The 26,078-nt window shown below is 73.0% G+C and carries 27 protein-coding genes, 4 tRNA genes and 1 pseudogene; 7 read left to right on the top strand and 25 right to left on the bottom strand.

All coding sequences use genetic code 11. The features are described 5' to 3' along the window. Positions 1-63: 63 nt before the first annotated feature. A tRNA-Trp gene (locus tag ACF09E_RS22585) sits at positions 64-136 on the bottom strand. 206 nt (positions 137-342) lie between these two features. Between ACF09E_RS22585 and ACF09E_RS22580 the strand changes: the two genes are divergently transcribed. After that, positions 343-1,569, top strand: coding sequence for a pyridoxal phosphate-dependent aminotransferase (locus ACF09E_RS22580; RefSeq protein WP_388792694.1), 1,227 nt, complete (start codon positions 343-345; stop codon positions 1,567-1,569). 118 nt (positions 1,570-1,687) lie between these two features. Then, positions 1,688-2,719 (top strand): adenosine deaminase, encoded by a 1,032-nt coding sequence (locus ACF09E_RS22575; RefSeq protein ID WP_392206718.1) that lies wholly within the window; start codon positions 1,688-1,690, stop codon positions 2,717-2,719. Here ACF09E_RS22575 and ACF09E_RS22570 read toward each other — a convergent pair. The 9 genes and pseudogenes from ACF09E_RS22570 to ACF09E_RS22530 form a co-directional block, all read right to left on the bottom strand. Continuing rightward, on the bottom strand, positions 2,664-3,377 hold the full coding sequence (locus ACF09E_RS22570) for a hypothetical protein (protein ID WP_392206717.1): 714 nt from the start codon (positions 3,375-3,377) through the stop codon (positions 2,664-2,666). The two genes, ACF09E_RS22575 and ACF09E_RS22570, sit on opposite strands and share 56 nt — an antisense overlap. 41 nt (positions 3,378-3,418) lie before the next feature. Beyond that, positions 3,419-4,477: a UDP-N-acetylmuramate dehydrogenase gene (locus tag ACF09E_RS22565; RefSeq protein ID WP_392206716.1), complete on the bottom strand. Its 1,059-nt coding sequence runs from the start codon at positions 4,475-4,477 to the stop codon at positions 3,419-3,421. A gap of 96 nt (positions 4,478-4,573) precedes the next feature. Next, positions 4,574-6,066: pseudogene (locus ACF09E_RS22560) on the bottom strand (DHA2 family efflux MFS transporter permease subunit). Between the two features lie 124 nt (positions 6,067-6,190). After that, positions 6,191-6,760: a TetR/AcrR family transcriptional regulator gene (locus ACF09E_RS22555; RefSeq protein ID WP_392206715.1), complete on the bottom strand. Its 570-nt coding sequence runs from the start codon at positions 6,758-6,760 to the stop codon at positions 6,191-6,193. Between the two features lie 90 nt (positions 6,761-6,850). Then, positions 6,851-7,279, bottom strand: a complete 429-nt coding sequence (locus ACF09E_RS22550) for a MaoC family dehydratase (protein WP_361847412.1) — start codon at positions 7,277-7,279, stop codon at positions 6,851-6,853. 2 nt (positions 7,280-7,281) lie between these two features. Then, positions 7,282-7,734 carry a MaoC family dehydratase N-terminal domain-containing protein gene (locus tag ACF09E_RS22545; protein ID WP_388792682.1) on the bottom strand — a complete coding sequence of 151 codons (453 nt, stop codon included), beginning with the start codon at positions 7,732-7,734 and terminating at the stop codon, positions 7,282-7,284. Between the two features lie 82 nt (positions 7,735-7,816). Continuing rightward, entirely contained in the window at positions 7,817-7,981 is a 165-nt protein-coding gene (rpmG, locus tag ACF09E_RS22540) for a 50S ribosomal protein L33 (RefSeq protein WP_003956487.1), read from the bottom strand. A gap of 86 nt (positions 7,982-8,067) precedes the next feature. Next, positions 8,068-8,140, bottom strand: a tRNA-Met gene (locus ACF09E_RS22535). 44 nt (positions 8,141-8,184) lie between these two features. Then, positions 8,185-8,257, bottom strand: a tRNA-Thr gene (locus ACF09E_RS22530). Positions 8,258-8,465: 208 nt separating this feature from the next. Here ACF09E_RS22530 and ACF09E_RS22525 point away from each other — a divergent pair. Then, a complete protein-coding gene (locus tag ACF09E_RS22525; protein ID WP_392206714.1) occupies positions 8,466-9,746 on the top strand; it encodes an amidohydrolase family protein in 1,281 nt (426 codons plus the stop codon). 2 nt (positions 9,747-9,748) lie between these two features. Continuing rightward, positions 9,749-10,405: an NAD(P)H-binding protein gene (locus ACF09E_RS22520; protein WP_392206713.1), complete on the top strand. Its 657-nt coding sequence runs from the start codon at positions 9,749-9,751 to the stop codon at positions 10,403-10,405. A 60-nt stretch (positions 10,406-10,465) separates the two neighbouring features. Here the strand turns inward: ACF09E_RS22520 and ACF09E_RS22515 are convergent. Further along, positions 10,466-10,547 (bottom strand) — tRNA-Tyr (locus ACF09E_RS22515). A 170-nt stretch (positions 10,548-10,717) separates the two neighbouring features. On the opposite strand from ACF09E_RS22515, the gene ACF09E_RS22510 reads away from it, so the two are divergent. The 3 genes from ACF09E_RS22510 (at position 10,718) to ACF09E_RS22500 (ending at position 12,457) form a co-directional block, all read left to right on the top strand. Beyond that, complete coding sequence (locus ACF09E_RS22510) at positions 10,718-11,209, top strand: YajQ family cyclic di-GMP-binding protein (RefSeq protein WP_015035522.1); 492 nt, start codon at positions 10,718-10,720, stop codon at positions 11,207-11,209. Positions 11,210-11,327: 118 nt separating this feature from the next. Further along, positions 11,328-11,825, top strand: coding sequence for a methylated-DNA--[protein]-cysteine S-methyltransferase (locus ACF09E_RS22505; RefSeq protein WP_392206712.1), 498 nt, complete (start codon positions 11,328-11,330; stop codon positions 11,823-11,825). Then, the gene (locus tag ACF09E_RS22500; RefSeq protein WP_392206711.1) at positions 11,822-12,457 is read left to right on the top strand and encodes an alpha-ketoglutarate-dependent dioxygenase AlkB family protein; all 636 of its coding nucleotides are present in this window, start codon (positions 11,822-11,824) and stop codon (positions 12,455-12,457) included. The genes ACF09E_RS22505 and ACF09E_RS22500 overlap by 4 nt, the downstream gene beginning before the upstream one ends. A gap of 560 nt (positions 12,458-13,017) precedes the next feature. On the opposite strand, the gene ACF09E_RS22495 is transcribed toward ACF09E_RS22500, so the two are convergent. The 14 genes from ACF09E_RS22495 to ACF09E_RS22430 form a co-directional block, all read right to left on the bottom strand. After that, entirely contained in the window at positions 13,018-14,055 is a 1,038-nt protein-coding gene (locus tag ACF09E_RS22495) for a hypothetical protein (protein ID WP_392206710.1), read from the bottom strand. Positions 14,056-14,084: 29 nt separating this feature from the next. Further along, positions 14,085-14,489: a YccF domain-containing protein gene (locus ACF09E_RS22490; protein ID WP_392206709.1), complete on the bottom strand. Its 405-nt coding sequence runs from the start codon at positions 14,487-14,489 to the stop codon at positions 14,085-14,087. Further along, positions 14,486-15,349, bottom strand: coding sequence for a zinc metalloprotease HtpX (htpX, locus tag ACF09E_RS22485; RefSeq protein ID WP_361858763.1), 864 nt, complete (start codon positions 15,347-15,349; stop codon positions 14,486-14,488). Before htpX ends, ACF09E_RS22490 begins: the two co-directional genes overlap by 4 nt. Positions 15,350-15,506: 157 nt before the next feature. Further along, complete coding sequence (locus tag ACF09E_RS22480) at positions 15,507-15,956, bottom strand: MscL family protein (protein WP_392206708.1); 450 nt, start codon at positions 15,954-15,956, stop codon at positions 15,507-15,509. Positions 15,957-15,992: 36 nt separating this feature from the next. Then, positions 15,993-17,552, bottom strand: coding sequence for an NADH-quinone oxidoreductase subunit N (locus ACF09E_RS22475; protein WP_392206707.1), 1,560 nt, complete (start codon positions 17,550-17,552; stop codon positions 15,993-15,995). Continuing rightward, positions 17,549-19,102, bottom strand: coding sequence for a NuoM family protein (locus tag ACF09E_RS22470; RefSeq protein WP_392206741.1), 1,554 nt, complete (start codon positions 19,100-19,102; stop codon positions 17,549-17,551). Before ACF09E_RS22470 ends, ACF09E_RS22475 begins: the two co-directional genes overlap by 4 nt. Positions 19,103-19,129: 27 nt before the next feature. Then, a complete protein-coding gene (locus ACF09E_RS22465; protein WP_392206706.1) occupies positions 19,130-21,121 on the bottom strand; it encodes an NADH-quinone oxidoreductase subunit L in 1,992 nt (663 codons plus the stop codon). Continuing rightward, positions 21,118-21,522: an NADH-quinone oxidoreductase subunit NuoK gene (nuoK, locus tag ACF09E_RS22460; protein WP_392206705.1), complete on the bottom strand. Its 405-nt coding sequence runs from the start codon at positions 21,520-21,522 to the stop codon at positions 21,118-21,120. The genes ACF09E_RS22465 and nuoK overlap by 4 nt, the downstream gene beginning before the upstream one ends. Beyond that, positions 21,522-22,115 (bottom strand): NADH-quinone oxidoreductase subunit J, encoded by a 594-nt coding sequence (locus tag ACF09E_RS22455; RefSeq protein WP_392206740.1) that lies wholly within the window; start codon positions 22,113-22,115, stop codon positions 21,522-21,524. Before ACF09E_RS22455 ends, nuoK begins: the two co-directional genes overlap by 1 nt. Beyond that, a complete protein-coding gene (locus tag ACF09E_RS22450) occupies positions 22,115-22,669 on the bottom strand; it encodes an NADH-quinone oxidoreductase subunit I (RefSeq protein ID WP_361858778.1) in 555 nt (184 codons plus the stop codon). The genes ACF09E_RS22455 and ACF09E_RS22450 overlap by 1 nt, the downstream gene beginning before the upstream one ends. Further along, positions 22,669-23,637, bottom strand: coding sequence for an NADH-quinone oxidoreductase subunit H (locus ACF09E_RS22445; protein WP_392206704.1), 969 nt, complete (start codon positions 23,635-23,637; stop codon positions 22,669-22,671). Before ACF09E_RS22445 ends, ACF09E_RS22450 begins: the two co-directional genes overlap by 1 nt. After that, positions 23,634-24,944: an NADH-quinone oxidoreductase subunit C gene (locus ACF09E_RS22440; protein WP_392206703.1), complete on the bottom strand. Its 1,311-nt coding sequence runs from the start codon at positions 24,942-24,944 to the stop codon at positions 23,634-23,636. Before ACF09E_RS22440 ends, ACF09E_RS22445 begins: the two co-directional genes overlap by 4 nt. Continuing rightward, on the bottom strand, positions 24,941-25,522 hold the full coding sequence (locus ACF09E_RS22435; protein WP_392206702.1) for an NADH-quinone oxidoreductase subunit B: 582 nt from the start codon (positions 25,520-25,522) through the stop codon (positions 24,941-24,943). Before ACF09E_RS22435 ends, ACF09E_RS22440 begins: the two co-directional genes overlap by 4 nt. Beyond that, positions 25,513-25,923: an NADH-quinone oxidoreductase subunit A gene (locus tag ACF09E_RS22430; protein WP_392206701.1), complete on the bottom strand. Its 411-nt coding sequence runs from the start codon at positions 25,921-25,923 to the stop codon at positions 25,513-25,515. Before ACF09E_RS22430 ends, ACF09E_RS22435 begins: the two co-directional genes overlap by 10 nt. Between the last annotated feature and the right edge of the window lie 155 nt (positions 25,924-26,078).

Below are 26,078 nucleotides of genomic sequence, written 5' to 3'. Positions count from 1 at the left end.
GTGGAGCCGCACGGCGGTGCAATGAAGTACGTACATGCGCACAACACCTGGCGGTGTGTGTAGCAGGGCCGGAGGGACTTGAACCCCCAACCGCCGGTTTTGGAGACCGGTGCTCTACCAATTGAGCTACGACCCTTTGCTGGTGTCCTCAACGTACCGCATCGTGAGATGTGGTCGGTGCGGGCCAACGAGGAGTGAGCATACGTGGTCGGGGGCCCTCGCGTCGAACAGGAACCACGACGGGCCTGCTCCCGGACGCGCGTACGACCGGGAATGACCGTTCCTGTCCGGTCCGTGAAACCTGTGTGCCGGGCCTTGATGAGGTCTGGGACGATGGGCCGTATGAGCGCTGCTACCCCTCCCACCGAGCGTCGGGTCTCCGCCCGGATCGGTGCGATCTCCGAGTCCGCCACCCTCGCCGTCGACGCCAAGGCCAAGGCCCTCAAGGCCGCCGGGCGCCCGGTGATCGGTTTCGGCGCGGGTGAGCCCGACTTCCCCACTCCGGACTACATCGTCGATGCGGCCGTCGAGGCCTGCAAGAACCCGAAGTACCACCGCTACACGCCGGCCGGCGGCCTGCCCGAGCTGAAGGCCGCGATCGCCGCGAAGACGCTGCGCGACTCCGGCTACGAGGTCGACGCCTCCCAGGTCCTGGTGACCAACGGCGGCAAGCAGGCCATCTACGAGGCGTTCGCCGCGATCCTCGACCCGGGCGACGAGGTCATCGTCCCGGCCCCGTACTGGACCACCTACCCCGAGTCGATCCGCCTCGCGGGCGGCGTCCCGGTGGAGGTCGTCGCCGACGAGACCACCGGCTACCGGGTCTCGGTCGAGCAGCTGGAGGCCGCCCGCACGGAGCGCACCAAGGTCGTCCTCTTCGTGTCGCCGTCCAACCCGACCGGCGCGGTGTACTCCGAGGCCGACGCCGAGGCGATCGGCCGCTGGGCCGTCGAGCACGGCCTGTGGGTGCTGACGGACGAGATCTACGAGCACCTGGTCTACGGCGACGCGAAGTTCACCTCGCTTCCGGCGATCGTCCCCGAGCTCCGCGACAAGTGCATCGTGGTCAACGGCGTGGCGAAGACGTACGCGATGACCGGCTGGCGCGTCGGGTGGATCGTGGGCCCCAAGGACGTCGTGAAGGCCGCGACGAACCTGCAGTCGCACGCCACCTCCAACGTGAGCAACGTGGCGCAGATCGCCGCTCTCGCCGCCGTCTCGGGGAACCTGGACGCCGTCGCGGAGATGCGGACGGCGTTCGACCGCCGCCGCCAGACGATCGTGCGGATGCTCAACGAGATCGAGGGCGTGTACTGCCCCACCCCCGAGGGCGCCTTCTACGCCTACCCCTCGGTGAAGGGGCTGCTCGGCAAGGAGATCCGCGGCAAGCGCCCGCAGACCTCCGTCGAGCTGGCCGCCCTGATCCTGGACGAGGCCGAGGTCGCGGTCGTCCCGGGCGAGGCCTTCGGCACGCCGGGCTACCTGCGCCTGTCGTACGCGCTGGGCGACGAGGACCTGGCGGAGGGCGTGTCCCGCCTGCAGAAGCTCCTCGCCGAGGCGACGGACTGACCGCACTCCTCGCGGGCCCCCGGTTCCTCGGAGCCGGGGGCCCGTTTCTGCGTTCGGGCAAGAACCCGATCGGGGAAACGGGGTGCCTTCCTCCGTTCGGGTGCGGCAGGATCAGCCAATGGAGCACGTCTACCGCGATCTCACCCTGCTGCCCAAGGCCCATCTGCATCTGCACTTCACCGGCTCGATGCGGCCCACCACCCTCATCGAGCTGGCCGACAAGTACGGCGTGCACCTCCCCGAGGCGCTGAGCAGCGGTACGCCGCCGAAGCTGCGGGCGACCGACGAGCGCGGCTGGTTCCGCTTCCAGCGGCTGTACGACATCGCACGCTCCTGCCTGCGCGCGCCCGAGGACATCCAGCGGCTCGTCCGCGAGGCGGCCCAGGAGGACGTCCGGGACGGCTCGGGCTGGCTGGAGATCCAGGTCGACCCCACCTCGTACGCCCCGCACCTCGGCGGACTCATCCCCGCGCTGGAGATCATCCTCGACGCGGTCGACTCGGCCTCGCGGGAGACCGGGCTCGGGATGCGGGTGCTGGTCGCGGCGAACCGGATGAAGCACCCCCTGGAGGCGCGGACGCTCGCCCGGCTCGCGGTGCGGTTCGCGGACCGGGGCGTGGTCGGCTTCGGGCTCTCCAACGACGAGCGGCGCGGCCTGGCGCGCGACTTCGACCGGGCCTTCGCCATCGCGCGCGAGGGCGGCCTGCTCGCGGCGCCGCACGGCGGCGAACTGACGGGGCCCTCGTCGGTACGGGACTGCCTGGACGACCTGCGGGCGTCCCGGGTCGGCCACGGGGTCCGGTCCGCGGAGGACCCGCGGCTGCTGCGCAGGCTCGCGGAGCGAGGCGTGACCTGCGAGGTCTGCCCGGCGTCCAACGTGGCCCTCGGGGTGTACGAGAAGCACGAGGACGTCCCGCTGCGGACGCTCTTCGACGCGGGGGTGCCGATGGCCCTCGGCGCGGACGATCCCCTGCTCTTCGGGTCCCGGCTGGCTGCGCAGTACGAGATCGCCCGCAGGCACCACGACTTCACGGACGAGGAACTGGCGGAGCTGGCCCGGCAGTCGGTCCGGGGCTCGGCGGCGCCGGAGGACGTCAGGGGGAAGCTGCTGTCCGGGATCGACGACTGGCTGGCCGCCCCGGCGGGGTGAAGCGGTGCAGCGGGGGCCGGGCCTGGAAGCCGATGTCCAGCTCGGTGCGGTCCGGCCCGGACGCGGGCTGCTCCAGGAGCGGGGTCAGCGAGGCGAGCAGGATGTCGTGGCCCTGCGGGGCCCGCTCGTGCAGCGGCCCGTGTCCGGCCGCGGCGGCGAGCTCCCCGGCGGCGGCGCAGAACGTGTCCCGGTCGCCGAGGAGGAAGAGCGTGCGGGCGTGCACGGCGGTCCGCAGCCGTCCGGCGACCCGCTCGGGGGCCGCCTCCCAGGCGGCGGCCCGGCCGGCGGTGCGCCGCTCGTCCGTACGGAGGGTCAGCGGCCGCCCGTCGCGGAGCCGGGCGCGCAGCGCGGGCCAGGCGGAGGGGCGCAGGCCGCCGGTGTCCCGGTGGGCGAGGACGAGGTCGACGGGGGTGCCCGGCGCGTAGGCGCGCGGGAGGCTGTCGCGCAGCGGGACGTGGACGAGGGTGTGCCGGGAGAACGCGGCGAAGGAGAAGAGTCCGGCGAGCCTGGCGAGGCCGTCGTGGTCGCCGACCAGGTAGCCCCAGCGGTCGTGGAGGGGCGAGTTGACGGTGGTGTGCCGCAGCGGCGGCCACGGCTGGACGATCCGGTGCTCGTGCCGCCCCGCGCGGATCCGGTGCTCCCGGGCCGTGAGTCGCATCCCGTCAGCCTGGGGGGGCCGCGCGGGTCCGGCACACATGATTACAGGCTGACGCCCACCGTCACGGGCTCGTTGACCAGGGTGATCCCGAAGGCCTCGTGGACGCCGGCGACGACCTCCCGGGCCAGCGCGAGCAGGTCCTCGGTGGTCGCCTCGCCGCGGTTGGTCAGCGCGAGGGTGTGCTTGGTCGAGATGCGCGCGGGCCCGGACCCGTACCCCTTGGTGAACCCGGCCCGGTCGATCAGCCAGGCGGCGGAGGTCTTCACGGCACCGTCCTCGCCGGCGGGGAAGGCCGGCGGGGTGACGTCCGCGCCGAGGCGAGCGGCGACGCGGGTGAGGAAGGTCTCGTACTCCCCCGCCGTGAGGATCGGGTTGGTGAAGAAGGAGCCCGCGGACCAGGTGTCGTGATCCGCGGGGTCGAGGACCATGCCCTTGCCGCCGCGCAGGCTCAGGACGGTCTCGCGGGCCCGGGCGAGCGGCACCCGGTCGCCCGCCTCGACGCCGAGGGCGCGGGCGGTCTCGGCGTACTTGACCGGCGCGGACAGCCCGTCCGCGTCCTCCAGCTCGAAGCGGACCCGGAGCACCACGTACCGCTCGGGGTGCTCCTTGAAGAGGCTGTGGCGGTACGAGAAGGCGCACTCGGCGTTGGTGAGGGTGACGGTCTCCTCGGCGCGCCGGTCGTAGGCGACGACCTCGGTCACGGTGGCGGAGACGTCCTGCCCGTAGGCGCCGACGTTCTGGATCGGGGTGGCGCCGGCCGAGCCGGGGATGCCGGCCAGGCACTCGATCCCGGCGAGTCCGGCCTCGACCGTGCGGGCGACGGCGTCGGTCCAGACCTCGCCGGCGGCGAGTTCCAGCCGCGTGCCGTCGAGGGCGAAGCCGCGGGTGGCGATGCGCAGGGCGGTGCCGTCGAAGCCCTTGTCGCCGATGACGAGGTTGGAGCCGCCGCCGATGATCAGCAGCGGCGTTCCCGTGGCGTCGGCCTCGCGGACCGCCGCGACCACCTCGTCGTCCGTGGTGGCGGTGACGAGCCGGGCCGCGGGGCCGCCGAGGCGGAAGGTGGTCAGGGGCGCGAGGGGGGCGTCGAGAAGAGGCTGCACGGGCTCAAGGGTACGGGGCCGCCCCGGCCGGGAGACGTTTCGTCTCCCGGCCGGGGCGGCTAGGAGGTGTCTCGCGGCCGGGGCGCGAGGACCCGCTCACACGCCGACCAGGTCCTTCTCGCCGGCCTCCGCCTCCGCCTCGGCCTTGCGGCGGGCCTCCTGGCGACGGGAGGGCGCGAAGAGCACGGCCACCGCGCCGAGGGCGACGGCCCCGGCGCCGACCCACAGCGCGGGCACCAGCCCGTCGACGAAGCTCCGGCCGGACTCGTAGCCGCCCTGGGCGGCGAAGATCGAGGCCATCACGGCGACGCCGAGCGCGCCGCCGACCTCGCGCAGCGCGTTGTTGGCGGCATCACGGCGACGCCGAGCGCGCCGCCGACCTCGCGCAGCGCGTTGTTGGCGCCGGAGGCGATGCCCTGTTCGGAGGGGCGGACGCTGGACATCACGAGGTTGGCCGCCGGTGCGAAGTACAGCGCCATGCCGACTCCGCTGACGACGAGGGCCGGCAGCTGGGCTGCGTACGAGACGTCGGGCGCCAGGACGAGGGCGAACCACGCGAGGCCGATCGCCTGGAGGGCGAGACCGGCGGCGACGACGGGGCGGCCGCCGATCCGGTCGGACAGGGCGCCGGCGAGCGGTGCGACGAGCATCGGCATGCCGGTCCAGGGGAGCATCCGCAGCCCGGACTCGGTGGGCGAGTAGCCGAGGACGCCCTGCATGAACTGGCTGAGCAGGAAGATCGAGCCGAACATGCCGAGGAACATCAGCAGGCTGGCCGCGTTGATGCCGGAGAACGCCCGGTTGCGGAAGAGCCGCATGGGCAGCATCGGCGCCCTGGCGCGGATGCCGTGGTGGACGAATCCGCCGAGGAGGGCGGCTCCGGCGATCAGTCCGGTGAGGACGGTCGCGGAGGTCCAGCCGTCGATGGGCCCGCGGATGAGCGCGTACACGATGCCGAACAGGCCGCCGCTGGCGAGGAGCGTGCCCGTGATGTCGAGGCGGGCGCCGGTGCCGTGCGACTCGGCCAGGCGCAGCCGGGCGAGCGGCAGCAGGGCGAGGCCGAGCGGGACGTTCAGCCAGAAGATCCACTGCCAGGAGAGGTGTTCGGTGAGGGTGCCGCCGATGAGGGGCCCGGAGGCGACGGCGAGCCCCTGGACGGCGCCCCAGATGCCGAAGGCGGCGCCCCGGCGGGCGGCCGGGACGGCGGCGGTGAGGAGGGTGAGCGTGAGCGGCATCATGATCGCGGCGCCGACGCCCTGGGCGGCGCGGGCGGCGATCAGGGCGTCGATGCCGGGGGCGAGGGCGGCCGCGGCGGAGGCGGCGGTGAAGACGGCGAGTCCGACGAGGAAGAGCCGGCGGCGGCCGAAGCGGTCGCCGAGGGCGGCGCCGAACATGAGCAGGACGGCGAAGGTGAGGGTGTAGGCGCTCACCGTCCATTCGAGGTCGTGGAGTGCTCCGCCGAGGTCCTCGCGGATCGAGGGGAGGGCGGTGGTGACGACGAGGTTGTCGAGGGCCGCCATGAAGCCGGCGGCGCTGGTGATGACGAGGGCCCAGGCGGCGGAACCGCGGCGGGCTGCTGGCTGGTGCATGTCGGCCCCTCTGATCTCAGGTTAGTTATCGCTGACTAACTTTCATGCCCACGGGGAGGCGGGGGCGGACCCGCGGGATGGTGCGCAGGCGGGCGGCGGCGCTACTCCTCGGCGGGCGGCGGCGCTATTCCTCGGAACGGCCCGGGCGGTGGATGGAGGGGTAGAACCCCTCCCAGACGCGGTGCTCGGACGGGAAGCCCATGGCGACGAGGGTGTTGATGAGCATCCCGTACGCCAGGAAGGTCGTGGTCTCCTCGACGTCCGCGCCGAGCGCGAGGTGGACGGTCTCCCAGAGGGACGTCCAGCCGGCCCGGACGGCTTCGCCGAACTCGTGGTCGCCGGCCGCCTCGGCGGCGGCGACGGTCACGTACACCTGCATCTGCATGAGGAGCCGGTCGGGGTCCTCGGCGATGATCCGGGTGTACGCGGTGGCCATGGCGTGCAGGGCCTCCTCGCCGGACAGCCCTTCCGAGGCCTCCTCGAAGACCCGGACGGTGTCGCTGATGCAGCGCTCGGAGGCGGCCAGGAAGATGGCCTTCTTGCCGGGGAAGAGCCGGAAGAGGTACGGCTGCGAGACGCCGACGCGCTTGGCGATCGCCTCGGTGGAGGTGCCGTGGTACCCGCCGCGGCTGAACTCGCTCATCGCCGCGCGGACGACGCTCTCCCGCCGTTCCTCCGCACTCATCCTGACCATGAGATCAAGTTAGTACGCAATCACTAACCAGGCAAGGGAAAGAACGGGCGGCCGCTCTCCGCGGCCGCCCGTCCGGTGCGCCGGGTGTCGTTACGCGAGCCTGACCACGGCCCGCGACATGCCCAGGACCTTCTGTCCGGCGCTCGTCGCGGTGAGGTCGACCCGGACCCGCTGGTCGTCCAGCTTGGCGGCGACCTTGGCGCTGACCTCGACCAGCGCGCCGGTCCCGTCGTTCGGGACGACGACCGGCTTGGTGAAGCGGACGCCGTACTCGACGACGGCGGCCGGGTCGCCCGCCCAGTCGGTGACGACGCGGATCGCCTCGGCCATGGTGAACATGCCGTGGGCGATGACGTCGGGCAGACCGACCTCCACCGCGAACTTCTCGTTCCAGTGGATGGGGTTGAAGTCCCCGGAGGCGCCGGCGTACCGGACGAGGGTGGCGCGGGTCACCGGGAAGGACTGCGCGGGCAGCTCGGTGCCGACCTCGACCTCGTCGTAGGCGATCTTCGCGGTCATGATCAGACCCCCTCGGGTGCGCGGGAGACGAGCTTCGTCCAGGCGGTCACGACGTGCTCGCCGGAGGCGTCGTGGACCTCGCCGCGGATGTCCAGGATGTCGTTGCCGGCGAGGGACTTGATCGCCTCGATGGTGGAGGTGACCGAGAGCCGGTCCCCGGCCCGCACGGGCCGGCTGTAGGCGAACTTCTGGTCGCCGTGGACGACCCGGCTGTAGTCCAGACCCAGCTGGGGGTCCTCGATGACCGCGCCGGCCGCCTTGAACGTGATGGCGAACACGAAGGTCGGCGGAGCGATCACGTCGGGGTGCCCGAGCTCCTTGGCCGCTTCCTGGTCGACGTAGGCCGGATTCGCGTCCCCGATCGCCTCGGCGAACTCGCGGATCTTCTCGCGGCCGACCTCGTAGGCCGGGGTGGGCGGATAGGTCCGGCCCACGAAGGACTGGTCGAGCGCCATGGACTCGATACCTCCTGGATCTGTTGCCGACAAACGACACGAGGCCGCCCCCGGGTGGGGACGGCCTCGTGTGCGAGCCTGATTAGCGCGTCTCGCGGTGTGCAGTGTGCGAGTTGCAGCGGGGGCAGTGCTTCTTCATCTCAAGACGGTCCGGGTTGTTACGCCGGTTCTTCTTGGTGATGTAGTTCCGCTCCTTGCACTCCACGCAGGCCAGCGTGATCTTCGGGCGGACGTCGGTGGCAGCCACGTGAGTGCTCCTTGGACGGATGGGACGGATGAACGCATAAAAGAGTAGCCGATCGAAGGACCGACCCCGCAATCGGCTACCGTGTGTAGCGGTGACCGGACTTGAACCGGTGACACAGCGATTATGAGCCGCTTGCTCTACCGACTGAGCTACACCGCTTTGATGATCCGGATCCCGTCCGAGGACGGGTTCCTTCTCACCAGAGCCCCAATACGGAATCGAACCGTAGACCTTCTCCTTACCATGGAGACGCTCTACCGACTGAGCTATTGGGGCGAGCGAGGAAGACATTACACGGTCTCCGGCCCATCACCCAAATCCGTTTCGGGACGCCCCCGCGACCGCCCCCACCAGGGGTCCCGTACGCCACTCGTGGCCTCATCGGTACGACTATTGCGCTCCTCCCCGAAGCGCGCTCCGAGCACCCCTAGGCTCGGCCCCACGCTTCGTGATCTTGATCTTGAGGAGCCTTGAGGAGCCCCGGATGTCAGCCGACAGCAAGCAGCCCCAGCCGCCCGAGGACGGGGCCGCCGCAACGGCCGACTCGACCTCGCTCCTGCTCTCCCACGCACGCCTCGCCGACGGGCGGAACGTCGACGTACGGATGGCCGGCGGCCGGATCGAGGCGGTCGGCACGGCCGGCAGCCTCACCGCCACGGGCGCGCGCGTCGACCTCACCGGCTACCTGCTGCTGCCCGCCGCCGCCGAACCCCACGCCCACGCCGACACCGCGCTCACCGCGGACTCCCCCGGCCCCGTCTCGTACGCCCCCGAGCAGGTCCAGCGCCGGGCCACCGAGGCGGCGCTGCTCCAGCTCGGCCACGGCGCGACCGCGCAGCGCGCGCACGTCCGGATCGGCGACGTCCACGGCCTCGGCCCCCTCGAAGCCGTCCTCCAGGCCCGGCGCTCGCTGCGCGGCCTCGTGGACCTCACCGCGGTCGCGGTGCCGAGACTGCTCACCGGGGCCGCGGGCGCGGACGGGCTCGCCATGCTGCGGGACGCGGTGAAGATGGGCGCCGGGGTGGTGGGCGGCTGCCCGGACCTCGACCCGGACCCGGCCGGGTACGTCGAGGCCGTCCTGGAGGTCGCGGCCGAGCACGGCGTCCCCGTCGACCTGCACACCGACGGCGCCGACCCGGCCCGGCTCGCCAGGCTCGCGGCGATGGCCGGCGGACTGCGCCCCGGGGTGACGATCGGCCCCTGCGCGGGCCTCGGCCGGCTCCCCGCCGACGCGGCCCGGCGCGCGGCCGACGGACTCGCGGCGGCCGGCGTGACCGTGGTCTGCCTGCCACAGGGCGGCTGCGCGAGCACCGCGCTGCGCGGCACGGCACCGATCCGGCTCCTGCGGGCGGCCGGGGTCCGGGTCGCGGCGGGCAGCGGGGCGCTGCGGGACGTGGCCAACCCGGTGGGCCGCGGCGACCCGCTGGAGGCCGCGTACCTCCTCGCCTCCCTCGGCGGCCTGTCGGCCGACGAGGCCTACGCGGCGGTCGGCGCGGAGGCGCGGGCCGTCACGGGCCTGCCGGAGGTGCGCGTCGAGGCCGGCTTCCCGGCGGAGCTGCTCGCGGTGCGCGGCGAGCGCCTGTCGGGCGTGCTGTCCCTCGCGTACAGCCGCATCGTGGTGCACCGGGGGCGGGTGGTGGCCCGGACCAGCGCGGTGCGCGAGTACTGCGACTCGGCGGCGGCGCTGGACCTGCCCCGCCAGGCGCGCCCGGAGCGACCGCCCGAGCCGGGAAGCCCTCCGGCCGGTCCCGTCGTACGGTCGTGAGTATGCGCATCGTCATCGCTGGAGGACACGGACAGATCGCCCTGCGCCTGGAGAGGCTGCTCTCGGCGGGCGGGCACGAGGTGGCGGGGATCATCCGCAGACCGGAACAGGCCGGGGACCTGCGGGACGCCGGGGCCGAGCCGGTCGTCCTGGACCTGGAGTCGGCCTCGGTCGAGATGGTCGCCGCCGTGCTCCAGGGCGCCGACGCGGCCGTCTTCGCGGCCGGCGCGGGCCCGGGCAGCAGTGTGGACCGCAAGGACACCGTGGACCGCGCGGCGGCGGTCCTGTTCGCCGACGCGGCGGAACGCTCGGGCGTACGCCGGTACATCGTCGTCTCGTCCATGGGCGCCGACGCCGCGCACCCGGGCGACGAGGTCTTCGACGCCTACCTGCGCGCCAAGGGCGCCGCCGACGACGCGGTCCGCGCCCGGACGGCCCTGGACTGGACGATCCTGCGCCCCGGCGCCCTGACGAACGACGCGGGCTCGGGCCTGGTCCGCCTGGAGGCGCGCACGGGCCGCGGCCCGGTCCCCCGCGACGACGTGGCGGCGACGCTCGCCGAACTCCTGGACACCCCGGCGACCGCCGGCCTGACCCTGGAACTGATCGCGGGCTCGACCCCGCTCTCGGTCGCGGTGAAGGACGTGGCCGGAAACTGACCACCCACCACGAACGAAGGAAGGTCCCCGGTGCAAGCACCGGGGACCTTCCGTATCGCGTGGCGACGCCAGGATTCGAACCTGGGTAGGCTAAGCCGACGGATTTACAGTCCGCTCCCATTGGCCACTCGGGCACATCGCCATGAGATCGCTGCCGTGGAGCCGCTTTTCGGCGGTGTTCCTTGGCAACGACGTAAACAATACCTGATCCCCGGGGGTGGTTCGCCACCGGATTGATCAGCGGTTCGGGCCGTGGCTCACCCCCTAGGCTTTGCGCTGTACCCCAAGCATCCGAGCAAGGAGCCACGAGTCATGGCCGACTCCAGTTTCGACATCGTCTCCAAGGTCGAGCGGCAGGAGGTCGACAACGCCCTCAACCAGGCCGTGAAGGAGATCTCGCAGCGCTACGACTTCAAGGGAACCAACGCCTCGATCTCGTGGTCGGGCGAGAAGATCCTCATGCAGGCGAACGGCGAGGAGCGCGTCATGGCGATCCTCGACATCTTCCAGACCAAGCTGATCAAGCGGGGCATCTCGCTGAAGTCGCTGGACGTCGAGGGTGAGCCGCAGCTGTCCGGTAAGGAGTACAAGCTCTTCGCGTCGGTCACCGAGGGCATCTCCCAGGAGAACGCCAAGAAGGTCGCGAAGGCCATCCGCGACGAGGGCCCCAAGGGCGTCAAGGCCCAGGTCCAGGGCGACGAGCTGCGGGTCAGCTCGAAGAGCCGGGACGACCTGCAGGCCGTGCAGGCGCTGCTCAAGGGCAAGGACTTCGACTTCGCGATCCAGTTCGTGAACTACCGCTGACCCGGCGGCCGGTCGTGCACCGGTCGTGAGGGCCGTGTCCGAATACCGCCAGCCCGGGGCTCGGCGGTCCCCGCACACTGGGTCTGTGGAAGACCCGGTGCGGGGAGAGGAACCAGCCATGACCGTGTACGCGTACGTCGACGGCCCCCTGGGCGAGATGCTGCTGGTCGGGCGGCTCGCCGAAGGGGGCCGTGCCGTGCTGCGCTCGCTGTCCCTGCCGGGGCAGAAGGGCGCCGTGGAGGTCGAGGAGGGCTGGACCCTCGCGCCCGGGGCCTTTGCCGAGGCGGCCGGGCAGCTCGACGAGTACTTCGCCGGGCGCCGCGACCGGTTCGACCTGCCGCTCGACGGCGAGGCCGGGACCGCGTTCCAGCGGCGCGTCTGGCAAGCCCTGGAGGAGATCCCGTACGGCACGACCGTCTCGTACGGGGAGATCGCCCGCCGGGTCGGATCGCCCGGCGCCGGGGTCCGGGCCGTGGGGACCGCGATCGGCCGCAACCCGCTGCTCGTGGTGCGGCCCTGTCACCGGGTGATCGGCGCCGACGGGAGCCTGCGCGGATACGCGGCGGGGATCGAGCGCAAGGAACGGCTGCTCGGCCTGGAGGGGGCCCCGGGGTGACCGAGGGACTGTTCCCCCGCGAGCGGGCCGCGATCGCGCCGGGCGCGGTGCACGTGCCCGCGTGGCTCCCGCCCGCACGGCAGCGGGCGCTGGTGGAGGCCTGCCGGGAGTGGGGGCGCGGGCCGGTTCCCTACCGGCAGACCGTGCTGCCCGGCGGCGGGGTCATGTCGGTGCGCACGCTGTGTCTGGGCCGGCAGTGGGTGCCGTACCGCTATCTCGACGCCGTCGGGGTCCCGCTGCCCCGGTGGCTCGTGGACCTGGGCCGGGAGGCGGTCGCCGAGGCGTACGGGGACGACGGCGGTTTCACTCCCGACACCGCCCTGGTGAACTTCTACGCGCCGGGGGCGCGGATGGGCATGCACCAGGACCGGGAAGAGCGTTCGGGTGCGCCGGTGGTGTCTTTGAGCCTCGGGGACCGGTGCGTCTTCCGCTTCGGGAACGCGGAGGGGCGCGGCCGTCCCTACCAGGACGTCGAGCTGGCCTCCGGCGACCTGTTCGTCTTCGGCGGGGCCTCGCGCTGGGCCCACCACGGCGTCCCGAAGGTCCGCCCGGGCACGGCCGATCCCGCGCTCGGGCTGGTGGGGCGGCTGAACATCACCCTGCGGGAGACCGGGCTGCCCGCCCCGGCCTGACCGGCGGAGGGATGCGACACGCGGCCGGTCCGCCCGCGCCCGGCCCGGTACCCGAGTTCGGGCGGCACCCATGTGTACGGTCGCGAACGCCTGGGATCGTTCTGGGGGTACCTGACCGGCTGGGCCTTCGCGGTCGGAAGCACGGCCTCCTGCGCCGCCATGGCGGGGACCGTCGGCAGCTGTGTGCGGCCGGAGCACGCGCACGCCGCGGTGGCCGCCGTGTTCGTGCCGACCACCGTCGGCCGAGCGGGAGTTCGGACGTCCGCGCCGACCGTCCGGGGGAGCGTCGGGCTCGTCCCGGCGATCCTCACGGCGGTCGTCGCCGTCGGCCTCGGGGCGGGCGCGGCCGCCCCCGCCGCCGACGGGGGTGCTCCAGGCCGCCGGTTTGCTCATCTTCGCATTCGCGGAGTACGCGTGGACCTCCTCGACGAGCGTGGCGACCCGCGACCCCGCCCGGTCGATCCCCGCGCCGTGCCCGTCGCCCCCGGGCTCGCGGTGCCGCTCGGCTCGGTCCTCGCCGGCGCCGGGGTGGTCGCGGGCGGCGTGGTGGCGTCGGGCGATCAGTCGAGGACGAGCCGTGCCCCCGCCTTCCTGAGGGCGTCGGCGAGCTCCTGGAAGGTCGCGGGACGGGGTCCGCTCCACGGCTGGACGCCCAGGCAGGCCCGGGCCACGTCGGCCCGGTGCCAGACGAGCGTGACGTCCGCCCACTCCGGACCGAACGCGCCGGGCGCCCCCGGCCCCGCCGCGCCGCCCGGCGCCCCCGGGTCCCGGCCCGGGCCGTACACGGCCTCGCCGAGCGCGCACAGGAAGGACACCTCGTCGACGACGTCCGTGCCGTCGAGTTCGTAGACGGCTCCCGGCACGGGCTCGGCGGCGGCCCGCGGCCGCCGGGCGGCCTGCCGCAGCCACTCCGCGCGCGCCGCGCCGGAGAACCGCCGCCAGGTGCCGGGCTCGGCGGGCCTGCCGCCGAAGAACAGCTCCCAGACCCCGCGGGTCTGCGGGGGCACGAGCCGGGTCCGGGGGAAGTCCACGGTCAGGTCGACCAGGTCGTGGTGGCGGGCGGAGGCCGCCCAGCCGGTGACGCGGCCCGCCTCGCCGCCGTGGTGCAGGTCGCCGATCCGGGCGAGGACCCGGTAGTCGACCGGGCCGAAGCCCTCCGCCCCGGCCGCGAGGGCCTCGCGCAGCGCCCCGCGCGGGGAGCAGCCGAGGAAGGTGACGCCTGTGCGGGCGGGGGCCGCGGGCGGCTCGGCCGGGACCCGTATGAGGTTGGCGCAGCGGGCGGGGTTCGCGGCGCGGGTCCGGCGGCGGGGCTCCCCCGTCGTCTCGACGGTCACGGCGTCCCCGCGGGCGCCGACGACCCGGACGCCGTCGAGGCGCCACAGTCCGTCGGGGACCTCCACGTCGAGCGGGCCGAGCGGCGCCGTGCCCTCCACGAGTGCCTCGGTGACGGCCCGGGCCAGTTCGCCGCGGGGCTCGCAGCCGCGGAGCTCGTACCGCACGGGCGGTGTCGGCGCGGGGTCCGCGTAGAGGCCGTCGACGTCCTGGCAGAGGGCGACGGGGTACGCGTCGGAGAGGAGCGCGTAGCGGGCGTTCTGCACGAGCGGGGCGTCCCTCCTGGCGGTCCGCGCTAGCGGCCCGCGTATCCGTATCCGTAGGCCTGGTCCGTGGGGACGATCTCCTTGCCGAGGGGCAGCAGGGACACCGGGATCAGCTTGAAGTTCGCGATGCCGAGGGGGATGCCGATGATGGTGATGCAGAGGGCGATGCCGGTGGTGATGTGGCCGAGGGCGAGCCACCAGCCGGCGAGGATCAGCCACAGGACGTTGCCCACGCAGGAGGGCGCGCCCGCGTCGCGGCGGTCCACGACCGTGTGGCCGAAGGGCCACAGGGCGTACACCCCGATGCGGAACGCGGCGAGTCCGAAGGGGATGCCGATGATCGTGATGCAGAGCAGGACGCCCGCCAGCATGTAGCCGAGGAACATCCAGAATCCGCAGAGCACCAGCCAGATGATGTTGAGGACTGTCTTCACGGGCGTCGACCTGCCATCTGTTCGAGCCGGGCGATGCGCTCGGCCATCGGCGGGTGGGTGGAGAACATCTTGGAGAGGCCCTGCCCGGGCCCGAAGGGGTTCGCGATCATCATGTGGCTCGCGGTCTCGATCCGGGGCTCCGCGGGCAGGGGCAGCTGCTTGGTGCCCGCGTCCAGTTTCCGCAGGGCGGCGGCCAGGGCGAGCGGGTCACCGGTGAGCTGGGCTCCGGACGCGTCGGCCTCGTACTCCCGGGAGCGGGAGATCGCCAGCTGGATGACCGAGGCGGCGATCGGGCCGAGGATCATGACGAGCAGCATGCCGAGCAGTCCGGGGCGGTCGTCGTCGCTGGACCGGCCGACCGGGATCAGCCAGGCGAAGTTGACCAGGAACATGATCACGGAGGCGAGCGCCCCGGCGACCGAGGAGATGAGGATGTCCCGGTTGTAGACGTGGCTCAGTTCGTGGCCGATGACACCGCGCAGTTCGCGCTCGTCGAGGATCGCGAGGATGCCCTCGGTGCAGCAGACCGCCGCGTTCCTCGGGTTGCGGCCGGTCGCGAAGGCGTTCGGCGCCTGGGTCGGCGAGATGTAGAGCCGGGGCATGGGCTGGCGCGCCTGGGTGGAGAGCTCCCGCACCATCCGGTACAGGGCGGGGGCCTCGAACTCGCTGACGGGCCGGGCGCGCATGGCCCGCAGCGCCAGCTTGTCGCTGTTCCAGTACGCGTACGCGTTGGTGCCGAGCGCGACCAACAGCGCGACGATCAGCCCCGTACGTCCGAAGAAGCTGCCGATGACGATGATGAGGGCGGAGAGCCCTCCGAGAAGTACGGCGGTCCTCAGCCCGTTGTGCCGGCGGTGCACGGTACGCCCTCCAGGTGGTGCGGCAGGGGAACCCTTTGCTTCGTGGTCGTCCACGTGTCCAGTGGACCCTTCCGTACTGGTCAACGCCAGGCGGGAGGTTCCGGTTCCCCCGGCCGCACCGGGGAGGCCGGGGGCGGGGTGTGAGCCGTTCGGGTGATCAGCGGGCGGCCGGGATCTTCTCCTCCAGGAGGACGGTGGGCTCGACCTCGCTGGTGCAGTGGGCGCAGCGGGAGGCGATGGCCGGGATCTCGGTGTAGCAGCGGGGGCAGTCGCGCTTCTCGGACTTCGGGTCGGCGGCCTCCTGCTTGGCGAACCTCGCCTGGACCTTCGCCAGCGGGGCGACGATCAGGAAGTAGAGGACCGCGGCGGTGATGAGGAACGCTATGGCGGCGGAGATGGCCAGGCCGTACGGGAAGATGGTCTTGCCGACGTGGAACTGGGCGTCGTTGAAGTTGCCCACGGTTCCGGTCGCGAGGCCGATGAGGGGCGTGATGAAGGCCTTGCTGAAGCCGGTGACGACGGCCGTGAACGCCGTGCCGACGGCCAGGCCGATGGCCATCGAGATGACGTTCCCGCGAAGTATGAAGTCCTTGAATCCGTTCAGCACGGTGGTGCTCGCTCCCTGGCTTTCGTCGGTGGGGGGTCAGAACAGGCTGTTCGCCGCGAAGCGGAGCGCGATCTGCGGGTAGCCCGACAGGACGACTCCGACGGCGGCGGTCAGCGCGATCGCCAGGGTGATCGGCGCGGGGACCGTGTGGGGGACGGTCCCGCCCTCGGGCGCGGCCGCCGGTCCGCCGTCCGGCGTGCCGTGCGCGGCCGCCGGCGGCCGGAACAGCAGGGCCGTCCAGCGCAGGTAGTAGTACAGCCCGGCGGCGACGTTGACGCCCATGACCACGGCCAGCCAGCCGAGGCCCGCGTCGACGGCCGACGAGAAGACGGTCACCTTGGCGAAGAGGCCGATGATACCCGGGGGCAAACCGGCCAGATTCAGGAGGAAGAAGGCGAGCGCGAGGGCGGCGGCGGGGCTCGCCGCGTACAGGCCCCGGTAGTCCGCGAGCCGGTTCTCGGGGTGCCTGCGGGCGACGAGCGCGACGACGGCGAACGCGCCGAGGTTCACGACGGCGTACATCAGGGCGTACGCGACGGTGGCGCCGATCTGGTCGTCGCTGGAGTACGCGGCGGCCGCGATCGGTACGAGCAGGTAGCCGGCCTGGGCGACGGAGGACCAGGCGAGCAGCCGGACGGCGCTCCACGCGCGCGTGGACAGCTGCCGGAGGGCGGCGACGTTCCCGGCGGTCATGGTGAGCGCGGCGAGGGCGGCGAGCGCGGGTCCCCACACGTCGGCGTACGAGGGGAAGGCGACGACCGTCACGAGGATGAGCCCGGTGAAGCCGACGGCCTTGCCGACCACCGACAGGTAGGCGGCGACGGGCAGCGGGGCTCCGACGTAGGTGTCGGGCACCCAGAAGTGGAAGGGGACGGCGGCCGTCTTGAAGGCGAAGCCGACGAGGGTGAGGGCCACGCCCGCCTCGGCGAGCGTCTGGAGCTGGCCGGGGACGTCGTCGAGGCGCTGGGCGAGCTCGGTGAGGTGGAGGGTGCCGGTCGCCGCGTACACGAAGCTGACGCCGAGCAGGGTGACGGCGGTCGCGGTCACGGAGGACAGGAAGAACTTGAGCGCCGCCTCGCCCGACATGCGGTCGCCGCGCTTGAGGCCGACGAGCGCGAAGGCGGGCAGCGAGGCCACCTCCAGGGCGATCACGAGGGTCGCGAGGTCCCGGGAGGCGGGCAGCAGGGCGGCGCCGGCGGCCGAGGAGAGCAGCAGGAACCAGTACTCGCCGGCCGGCAGCCGGTCGCGGGTCTCGGTGAGGGAGAGCAGGGCCGTGAGGAGCGCGCCGCCGAGGACGAGCAGCTGGATGACGAGGGTGAAGTGGTCGGCCGTGTAGCTGCACGCGGCGACCCGGGTGTCCGCGGTGAGGCAGAAGGTGGAGCGGTCGCCGGCCCGCAGCGGGACGAGCAGGGCGAGGGCGGCCGTGAGGCCGGCGATCGCGGTCCAGCCGAGGAGCCGCTTGCGCTCCTGGGGGACGAACAGGTCGGCGACGAGCACGACGAGCGCGACCAGGGCCGTGAGGGTGGGGGGCGCGATCGTGAGCCAGTCGACGGACTGGACGAGGGAGTCTCCGGCGAGCGCCGTCACTGGGGTCATCGGGTGCCTCCGGCGAGGAGCTGCTGGACGGCCGGGTCGGTCAGGCCGAGGAGGATCGCGGGCCAGAGCCCGGCGAGGACGGTGAGGGCGACGAGCGGGGTCCAGGCGGCGGCCTCGTAGCCCTGGACGTCGGCGATCGGGGTCTCCCCGACGGGGCGGGGGCCGCCCATGCAGACGCGGCGGACCACGATGAGGAGGTACGCGGCGGTGAGGAGGGTGCCGAAGGCGCCGATCGCCATGAAGGTGAGGAAGGCGGGGCGGCTGAGGCCCTCGGCGGGTTCGAAGGCGCCGAACAGGGCCAGCATCTCGCCCCAGAAGCCGGCCAGGCCGGGCAGTCCGAGGGAGGCGACGGCCGCGAAGGCGAGGAGCGCGCCGAGGCGGGGGGCGCGGCCGTAGAGGGCCGCGCCGGTGGCTCCGGCGAGGGTGTCGAGGTCCGCGGTGCCGTACCGGTCCTTGACCGCTCCGACGAGGAAGAAGAGCAGGCCGGTGACGAGGCCGTGGGCGACGTTGGCGAAGAGGGCGCCGTTGACCCCGGTGGGGGTCATGGTGGCGATGCCGAGGAGCACGAAGCCCATGTGACCGACGGAGGAGTACGCGATCAGGCGCTTGAGGTCGCCCTTGTTGCCGGGGCGCGCGAGGGCGAGGCAGGCGAGCGAGCCGTAGATGATCCCGGCGACGGCGAAGGCCGCGAGGTAGGGGGCGAAGATCCGCATGCCGTCGGGGGCGATGGGCAGGACGATGCGGACGAAGCCGTACGTGCCCATCTTGAGCAGGACGCCGGCGAGGAGGACCGAGCCGACCGTCGGGGCGGCGGTGTGGGCGTCCGGGAGCCAGCTGTGCAGCGGCCACATCGGGGTCTTCACCGCGAGCCCGATGCCGATCGCGAGAACGGCGATCACCTGCACCGATGTGGTCAGTCCACGGCCGTTGTCCGCGGCCAGCGCCACCATGTCGAACGTGCCCGCCTTCACGCCGATGAGGAGCAGGCCGAGCAGCATGACGACGGAGCCGAGCAGCGTGTAGAGGATGAACTTCCAGGCCGCGGCCTGCCTGCCCGCGCCGCCCCAGCGGGCGATGAGGAAGTACATCGGGATGAGGACCGTCTCGAAGGCCAGGAAGAACAGGACCAGGTCGAGGACGGCGAAGGTGGCGAGGGTGCCGGACTCCAGGATGAGGAGCAGCGCCACGAAGCCCTTGGGGGAAGGGCCGGAGGGCATCTTGAAGTAGCTGTACAGCGCGCAGAGGAAGCTCAGGAGCGCGGTCAGGACCAGGAGGGGGAGGGAGATGCCGTCGACGCCGAGGTGGATCCGCACGTCGAGCGCCCGGATCCAGCTGATGTCCGTCGTGGCCTGCATCCTCGACGGCCGGTCGTGGTCGAAGCCGAGCGCGAGGACGATCGCGGCCAGCAGGATCACGGCGGTGACCGTGACGCCGTGGCGGAGCACGGCCTGGTCGGGCGACTTCCCCCTCAGCCCCGGCGGGGCGGGGAGGAGGGCGGCGACCGCGCCCAGGAGCGGTCCGGCGACGATCGACGCCAGGAGGAACTGCATCACGGGTTCGCTGATATCGATCACGGCTCACGCTCCGGCGACGGCGTTGGCGAGGGCGACGGCGGCGATCGCCAGGACGACGGAGCCGGCGAGCAGGGCGCTGAGGTAGGTCTGCACGTTCCCGGTCTGGGCGCGGCGGACGAGCCAGCCGAGTCCCCTGGCGGAGGCGCCCGCGCCGCGGACGTAGGTGTCGACGACCTCGCGGTCCAGGAAGCGGACCAGGGAGGCGGCGGCGAGGACGGGGCGGACGAACGCCGTCCGGTAGACGGCGTCCAGGTGGAAGCCGTCGGCGGCGGGGCCGTGCAGCGGGCCGAGGAGGGCGCGGCCGGGGTCGGCCGGGTCCTCGGCGGGTTGCGGCAGGGTCAGCGCCTCCGCCTCGACGAGTCCGGCGTCGGCGTCCGGGTGGGCCACGTGCGGGGCGGGGACCCGGGCGGCGGCCGCCGCCGGGGTCCGCGCGGCGAGGGTGCGCCAGACCGCGTAGGTGACGGCGGCGCCGGCGGCGGCGAGGCCGGTGCCCAGGACCGCCGTGGTGAGGGTCGGGGTGAGGGCGTTCCCGTCGAACCAGTCGTCGAGGTACGTGACGGTCAGGCCGAAGCCCAGGGAGGGAATCGCGAGCACCCACAGGACGGACGTCATGGCGAGCGGCTGGCGACCGTGGGCGGGGGCCTCGGCGCCGCGGCCGCGGAAGGTCCGCAGCCAGAGGCGGAGCGCGTACGCGGCGGTGAGGAGGGCGGTCAGCAGGCCGGCGACGAGGACGGTCCAGCCGGCTCCGGCGGGGGCGACCGTGCGGTCCCCGAGCGCGGTGTGCTCGGCGGCCACCAGGACGGCCTCCTTGGAGAAGAAGCCGGCGAAGGGCGGGATCGCGGCGAGCGCGAGCAGGGCGACGGTCATGGTCCAGTAGGCGTTCGGGACGCGCTTCGCGAGGCCGCTCATGCGGGACATGGCGGTGAGCGAGTTCGTGCCGGCGGCGTGGATGACGGTGCCGGCGGCGAGGAAGAGCAGGGCCTTGAACGCGGCGTGCGAGAGGAGGTGGAAGACGGCGGCCCCGCGGTCGCCGACGGCCAGGGCGCCGGCCATGTAGCCGAGCTGGCCGATCGTCGAGTAGGCGAGGACCCGCTTGATGTCGTCCTGGGCGAGCGCGGCGAGCGCCGAGCCGACCATGGTGATCGCGGCCATCACGGCGAGCACGGTCATCGCGGCGGCGGACTCGGCGAAGACGGGCAGCAGCCGGGCCGTGAAGTAGATGCCGGCGGCGACCATCGTCGCCGCGTGGATGAGCGCGGAGACGGGGGTGGGGCCGGCCATGGCGTCCGGGAGCCAGGTGTGCAGCGGGAACTGGGCCGACTTGCCGGCCACGCCGGCCAGCAGCAGCAGCGCGATCAGGGTGGGGTGGTCGAGGCCGCCGCCCGCGACGGCGCCGAGGACGCCCGTGATCCGGAAGGTGCCCGCGTCGGCGGCGAGCGCGAACAGGCCGATGAGGAAGGGGACGTCGCCGAGCTTGGTGACGAGGAAGGCCTTGAGGGAGGCGGCCCGCGCCTCGGGGGTCTCCCAGTAGTGGCCGACGAGGAAGTACGAGCAGATGCCCATGATCTCCCAGCCGACCAGGAGGACCATCAGGTCGCCCGAGTAGACGACGAGGAGCATCGCGGAGGTGAAGAGGGAGACGAGCGCGGCGTACGAGGGGTAGCGCGGGTCCTCGCGGAGGTAGCCGGTCGAGTAGACCTGCACGCAGGTGGCGACGACGCCGACGAGGACGGCGACGAGCGCGGCGAAGCCGTCGATGTACAGGGCGAGGTCGATGGGGACCGAGCCGGTGGGGGTGAGCCGGGTGGCGGCGTCGATCGTCTTCCCGCCGCCCTGCCGGACGGCGACGGCGACGGCCAGCGCGGTGGCCGCGAGCACGGGCAGCACGGCGAGCGGGCGCACGAAGCCGGGGGCGGTGCGGCCGAGCAGGAGTCCGGCGACGGCGCCGAGGAAGGGCAGGAGGGGGACGAGGACAGCGAGGGTCGTGGTGGTCACGCGGTGGCCTCGGTCTTCTCGCCGGGGGGCGTGTCGTCGGTGGGCGTGCCGTCGGCGGGGTCGTCGTCCTCGGACGAGGTGTGCCAGGGCTGCGGCGGTTCGGCGGTGTCGCGGAGCCGGTCGATGTCCGCGGTGCCCCTGGAGCGGTGCACCATCAGGACGATCGCGAGGCCGATGCCGATCTCGGCGGCGGCGACGGCGATGGTGAAGAGGGTGAGGGCCTGGCCGGCGTGCAGGGTGTCGCGGAGCCAGACGTCGAAGGCGACCAGGTTGAGGTTGACGGCGTTGAGCATCAGCTCGACGGACATCAGGACCAGGATCGCGTTGCGGCGGGCGAGGACGCCGTAGACGCCGACGGCGAAGAGGAGGGCGGCGAGGACCGCCGGGTAGGCGAGGTGCATCAGCGCTCCTCCTCCTTGTTCTTCCTGCGGGAGAGCACGATGGCGCCCACCAGGGCGGCCAGGAGGAGGACGGACAGCGCCTCGAACGGCAGCACCCAGTGCCGGAAGAGGATCTGGCCGGTCACCTCGGTGGACCCCTGTACGGCTCCGTCGAGGTCGATCCAGGTCGTGCGGAAGGCGTCGACGACCACCCAGACGAGCGCGGCCGCGGCGGCGAGCGCGACGGCCGCGGCGACCGGCCTGTTGCGCGAGTCGGCGTCCGGGGAGTGTCCGATGGGGGCCTTGGTGAGCATGAGCCCGAAGAGGAGGAGGACGACGACGGAGCCGACGTAGATCAGGACCTGGACCCAGGCGATGAACTCGGCCGTCAGGAGCAGGTACTCGACGGCGAGGCCGCCGAGCGCCACGACCAGCCAGAGCGCGGCGTGGACGAGCTGGCGGGTGGTGACGGTCACGAGGGCGGCGCCCAGCGTGACGAGGCCGACGAGGACGAAGGCGATCTCGACGCCCGTGGGCGAGAGGAAGCCGTGCGTCTGCTGGTTCAGCGTCACCTGGTCGGCGGCCTGCTGGAGGGCCTGGTGGGCGGCGGGGATCACGACTGCTCCTCCTCGGCCCGGACCTGGGCCGCGGCGGCCGCGGCCTTCTCCGCGGCCTTGCGGGCGGCCGCGATCTCCTTGGGCTCCTCCGCGCGCGGGTCGAGGGCGGGCGGTTCGGGAACCGTCCACATCCACTCGCGGAGCTTGTCGCGCTCGTGGGTCAGCTCGTGGATGTCGGTCTCCGCGTACTCGAACTCGGGCGACCAGAACAGCGCGTCGAACGGGCACACCTCGATGCAGATACCGCAGTACATGCAGAGGGAGAAGTCGATGGCGAAGCGGTCGAGGACGTTCCGGCTGCGCTCGCGGCCGCCGGGGGCGGCGGCCGGCACCGTCTCCTTGTGGGAGTCGATGTAGATGCACCAGTCGGGGCACTCGCGGGCGCAGAGCATGCAGACCGTGCAGTTCTCCTCGAACAGCCCGATGACCCCGCGGGTGCGGGGCGGCAGCTCGGGCTGGACGTCCGGGTACTGCGCGGTGACGGTCTTCCTCGTCATCGTGCGGAGGGTGACGGCGAGGCCCTTGGCGAGGCCGGAGCCGGGAATGGCCATTACTGGATCGCCACCTTCACGATGCCGGTGAGCGCGATCTGCGCGAGCGCGAGCGGGACGAGGGTCGTCCAGGCGAGCTTCTGGAGCTGGTCCTCCCGCAGCCGCGGGTAGCTGACCCGCAGCCAGATCACGACGAACGCGAGGACCGCGGTCTTGAGGAGGGTCCACACCCAGCCGAGCCCGTCACCGCCGAAGGGCCCGTGCCAGCCGCCGAGGAACAGGACGGTGGTGAGGCCGCACAGGACGACGATGCCGGCGTACTCGGCGAGCAGGAACAGCGCGAAGCGGAGCCCGGTGTACTCGGTGTACGCACCGAAGATGATCTCCGAGTCGGCGACGGGCATGTCGAACGGGGGCCGCTGCAGCTCGGCGAGGCCCGCCACGAAGAACACGAGGGCGCCGACGATCTGCCAGGGCAGCCACCACCACTCGAAGGCGTCGACAATCCCGGGGAGGGAGACGGTGCCGGCGGCCATCGCGACGGAGGCGGCGGCGAGGAGCATGGGGAGCTCGTACGCGAGGAGCTGGGCGGCGGTACGGAGCCCGCCGAGCAGCGAGAACTTGTTCGCGGACGCCCAGCCGGCCATCAGGCTGCCGAGGACGCCCACGCCCATCACCGCCAGCACGAAGAAGATGCCCGCGTCGACGACCTGCCCGACCGCGCCCTCGCCCGGACCGATGGGGATGGCGACGAGGACGAGGAGGTACGGGAGGAGGGCGACGGCCGGCGCGAGCTGGAAGACCCGCCGGTCGGCGTCCTTCGGGACGACGTCCTCCTTCTGCGCGAACTTCACCCCGTCGGCGACGAGCTGCGCCCAGCCGTGGAAGCCGCCGGCGTACATGGGGCCGAGGCGGCCCTGCATGTGGGCCATGACCTTGTGCTCGGTCTGGCCGACGACGAGGGGCAGGACGAGGAAGACGGCGAAGACGACGAGCAGCCGGAGGGCGACGTCGAGTACGTCGTTCACGCGGGATCGCCTCCGGCGGGGGTGGTGGGGTCGGCTGGGTCGGTGGGCTCGGACGCGGGCTTCGCGGGCTTCGCCTCCGGCTCGGGTGCGGGCTTCACTTCCGGCTCGGGCTTCCCCTCGGGTGCGGGGGCGGTCTTCGCCGGGGGCTCCGCCGGAGGCGTGGGCTCGGGCGTCGCCGCCGGCTCGGGAGCGGGCCCGGGCGCCGGCGCCGGGTTCCCCTCGGGTGCGGGGTCCGGCGGGGTCTTCTCGTCGAAGGCCGGGCGGGCGTGGTGCCAGGGGGCGTCCGAGCTGCGGGTGCGCGGGGGTGCGGCCTCGGCGCGCGGCGCGGGGCCGTCCGACGCCGCCTGGCTCGCCGAACCCTCCGACACCGAGCGGTTCCGGCGCGGCGGACGGGCCGCCGGGGGCGGGGTGTCGGCCCCCGGTCCGGCCGCGTCCGACTCCCCCGCCGACGCCGCCTGGCTCGCCGAACCCTCCGACACCGAGCGGTTCCGGCGCGGCGGACGGGCCGCCGGGGCCTCCTCCGCCGGCGCCTCCGGACCCGCCGACGCCGCCTGGCTCGCCGAACCCTCGGACACCGAACGACTCCGCCTCGGCGGACGGGTGGTGTCCGGTGCGGCCTCGGGTGTCGTCCCGGGTTCCGCCCGGGGCCCCGAGCCCTCCGTCACCGAGCGGGCCCGGCGGACCGGGCGGTCGCCCGCCGCCGCCCGGGCGGGGCGCGCCGGGGCCGGCGGTAGCTGGCCCTTCAGCGGGCCCCACTCGTTCGGGTCCGGAACGCCCGGGGGAAGCATCTGACGGCGCTTCGGGCCGCCCTCGTGCGACTCGCCCGGCTCCTTCGCGCCCGGCCACGCCTTCGCGACCCGGGCCGCGAGGACGAAGTCCTTGCGCAGCGGGTGGCCCTCGAAGTTCTCCGGGAGCAGCAGCGGCACCAGGTGCGGGTGGCCCGTGAAGTCCACGCCGAACATCTCGTGGGTCTCGCGCTCGTGCCAGCCCGCGCCCGCGTACACGCCGATCGCGGTGGGCAGGACGGGGGCGGAGTGCGGGACCGTCGTGCGGAGCAGGAGGCGCCGCGGGCGCCCCTCCCCCACCGCGGCCACGTGCGCGCAGACCCGGAAGCCGGTGCCGGGCTCGTCGACGGCGCTCAGCCAGTCGAAGTAGGTGCACCCGAGCACGTCCCGGGCCGTTTCGAGCGCCGTGGTCCAGGACGCCGGCGGGACGTCGACGGTCAGGAGGTCGTAGGCCCGCTCCGCCGTCGCCTCCTCGCCGAAGACCTCCGTCACGGCGTCGGGGAGGGAGTCGTAGGCCGTCATTCCCCGGCTCCAGGGCGCTCCACGAGCGGGCTCGTCAGCTGCGCGACCGACGCACCGCCGGTGGCCGCGTACCGCTCGGCCAGGCTCTCCCGCGCGATCTTCTCCTGGAGCTTGAGGATCCCCTGGAGCAGCGCCTCGGGGCGCGGCGGGCAGCCCGGCACGTACACGTCGACCGGGATGATCTGGTCGACGCCCTTGGTGACGGAGTACGAGTCCCAGTAGGGGCCGCCGCAGTTGGAGCAGGCGCCGAAGGAGATCACGTACTTGGGCTCGGGCATCTGCTCGTACAGCCGCTTCACCGCCGGCGCCATCTTGTCCGTCACGGTGCCCGAGACGATCATGAGGTCGGCCTGGCGGGGGCCGGGCGCGAAGGGGATCACGCCGAGCCGGATGAAGTCGTGCCGGGCCATCGACGCGGCGATGAACTCGATCGCGCAGCACGCGAGCCCGAAGTTGAAGACCCACAGGCTGTAGCGGCGGCCCCAGTTCAGGACCACCTTCATCGGCTCGGGGGCGAGGCGGGCGAGCGGCCCCAGCTTGGGAGCGGGCAGGGGTGTGGGCAGGGGTGTTACGTCCATGCCAGGACGCCCTTCTTGTACGCGTAGAGCAGGCCCACGGCCAGGAAGCCGAGGAAGACGAACATCTCGACCAGGGTCGTGGCGCCGTAGCCGGGCGCGGCGAAGACCGTCGCCCAGGGGAAGAGGAAGATCGAGTCGACGGCGAAGACGACGTAGAGGAAGGCGTACACGTAGTAGCGGACCTGGGTGTGCGCCCAGCCCTCCCCCACGGGGTCGACCCCGCACTCGTAGGTGAGGAGTTTCTCGGGCGTCGGCACGACAGGCCTCAGCAGTCGGCCCGCGCCGAACGCCACGGCGACGAAGAGCACACCGACGACGGCGAGGATGCCGACGACGGAGTACGTCTCGAAGTAGTCCGCCGCGCCCGTCACGCCGGCCGCGACAACGGTCGGTTCCCGCACGTCCGTCCGCCCCTCGGTCTCGGTGTCTCATGAGTCACTTCTGTACGGACGCGAGTCTAGGCCCTGCTAAAGAGACCGTAAGCAGTCGCGTGAGCACCGTCCTCGCCCGGTCCTCGCGGCGGCGCGGCCCGGTCCTCGCGGGGGCGCGGCGCCGT

Source organism: Streptomyces sp. NPDC014891 (assembly GCF_043081085.1).
Classification (GTDB): Bacteria; Actinomycetota; Actinomycetes; order Streptomycetales; family Streptomycetaceae; genus Streptomyces.
This window is presented reverse-complemented; position numbering and strand designations above follow the sequence as displayed.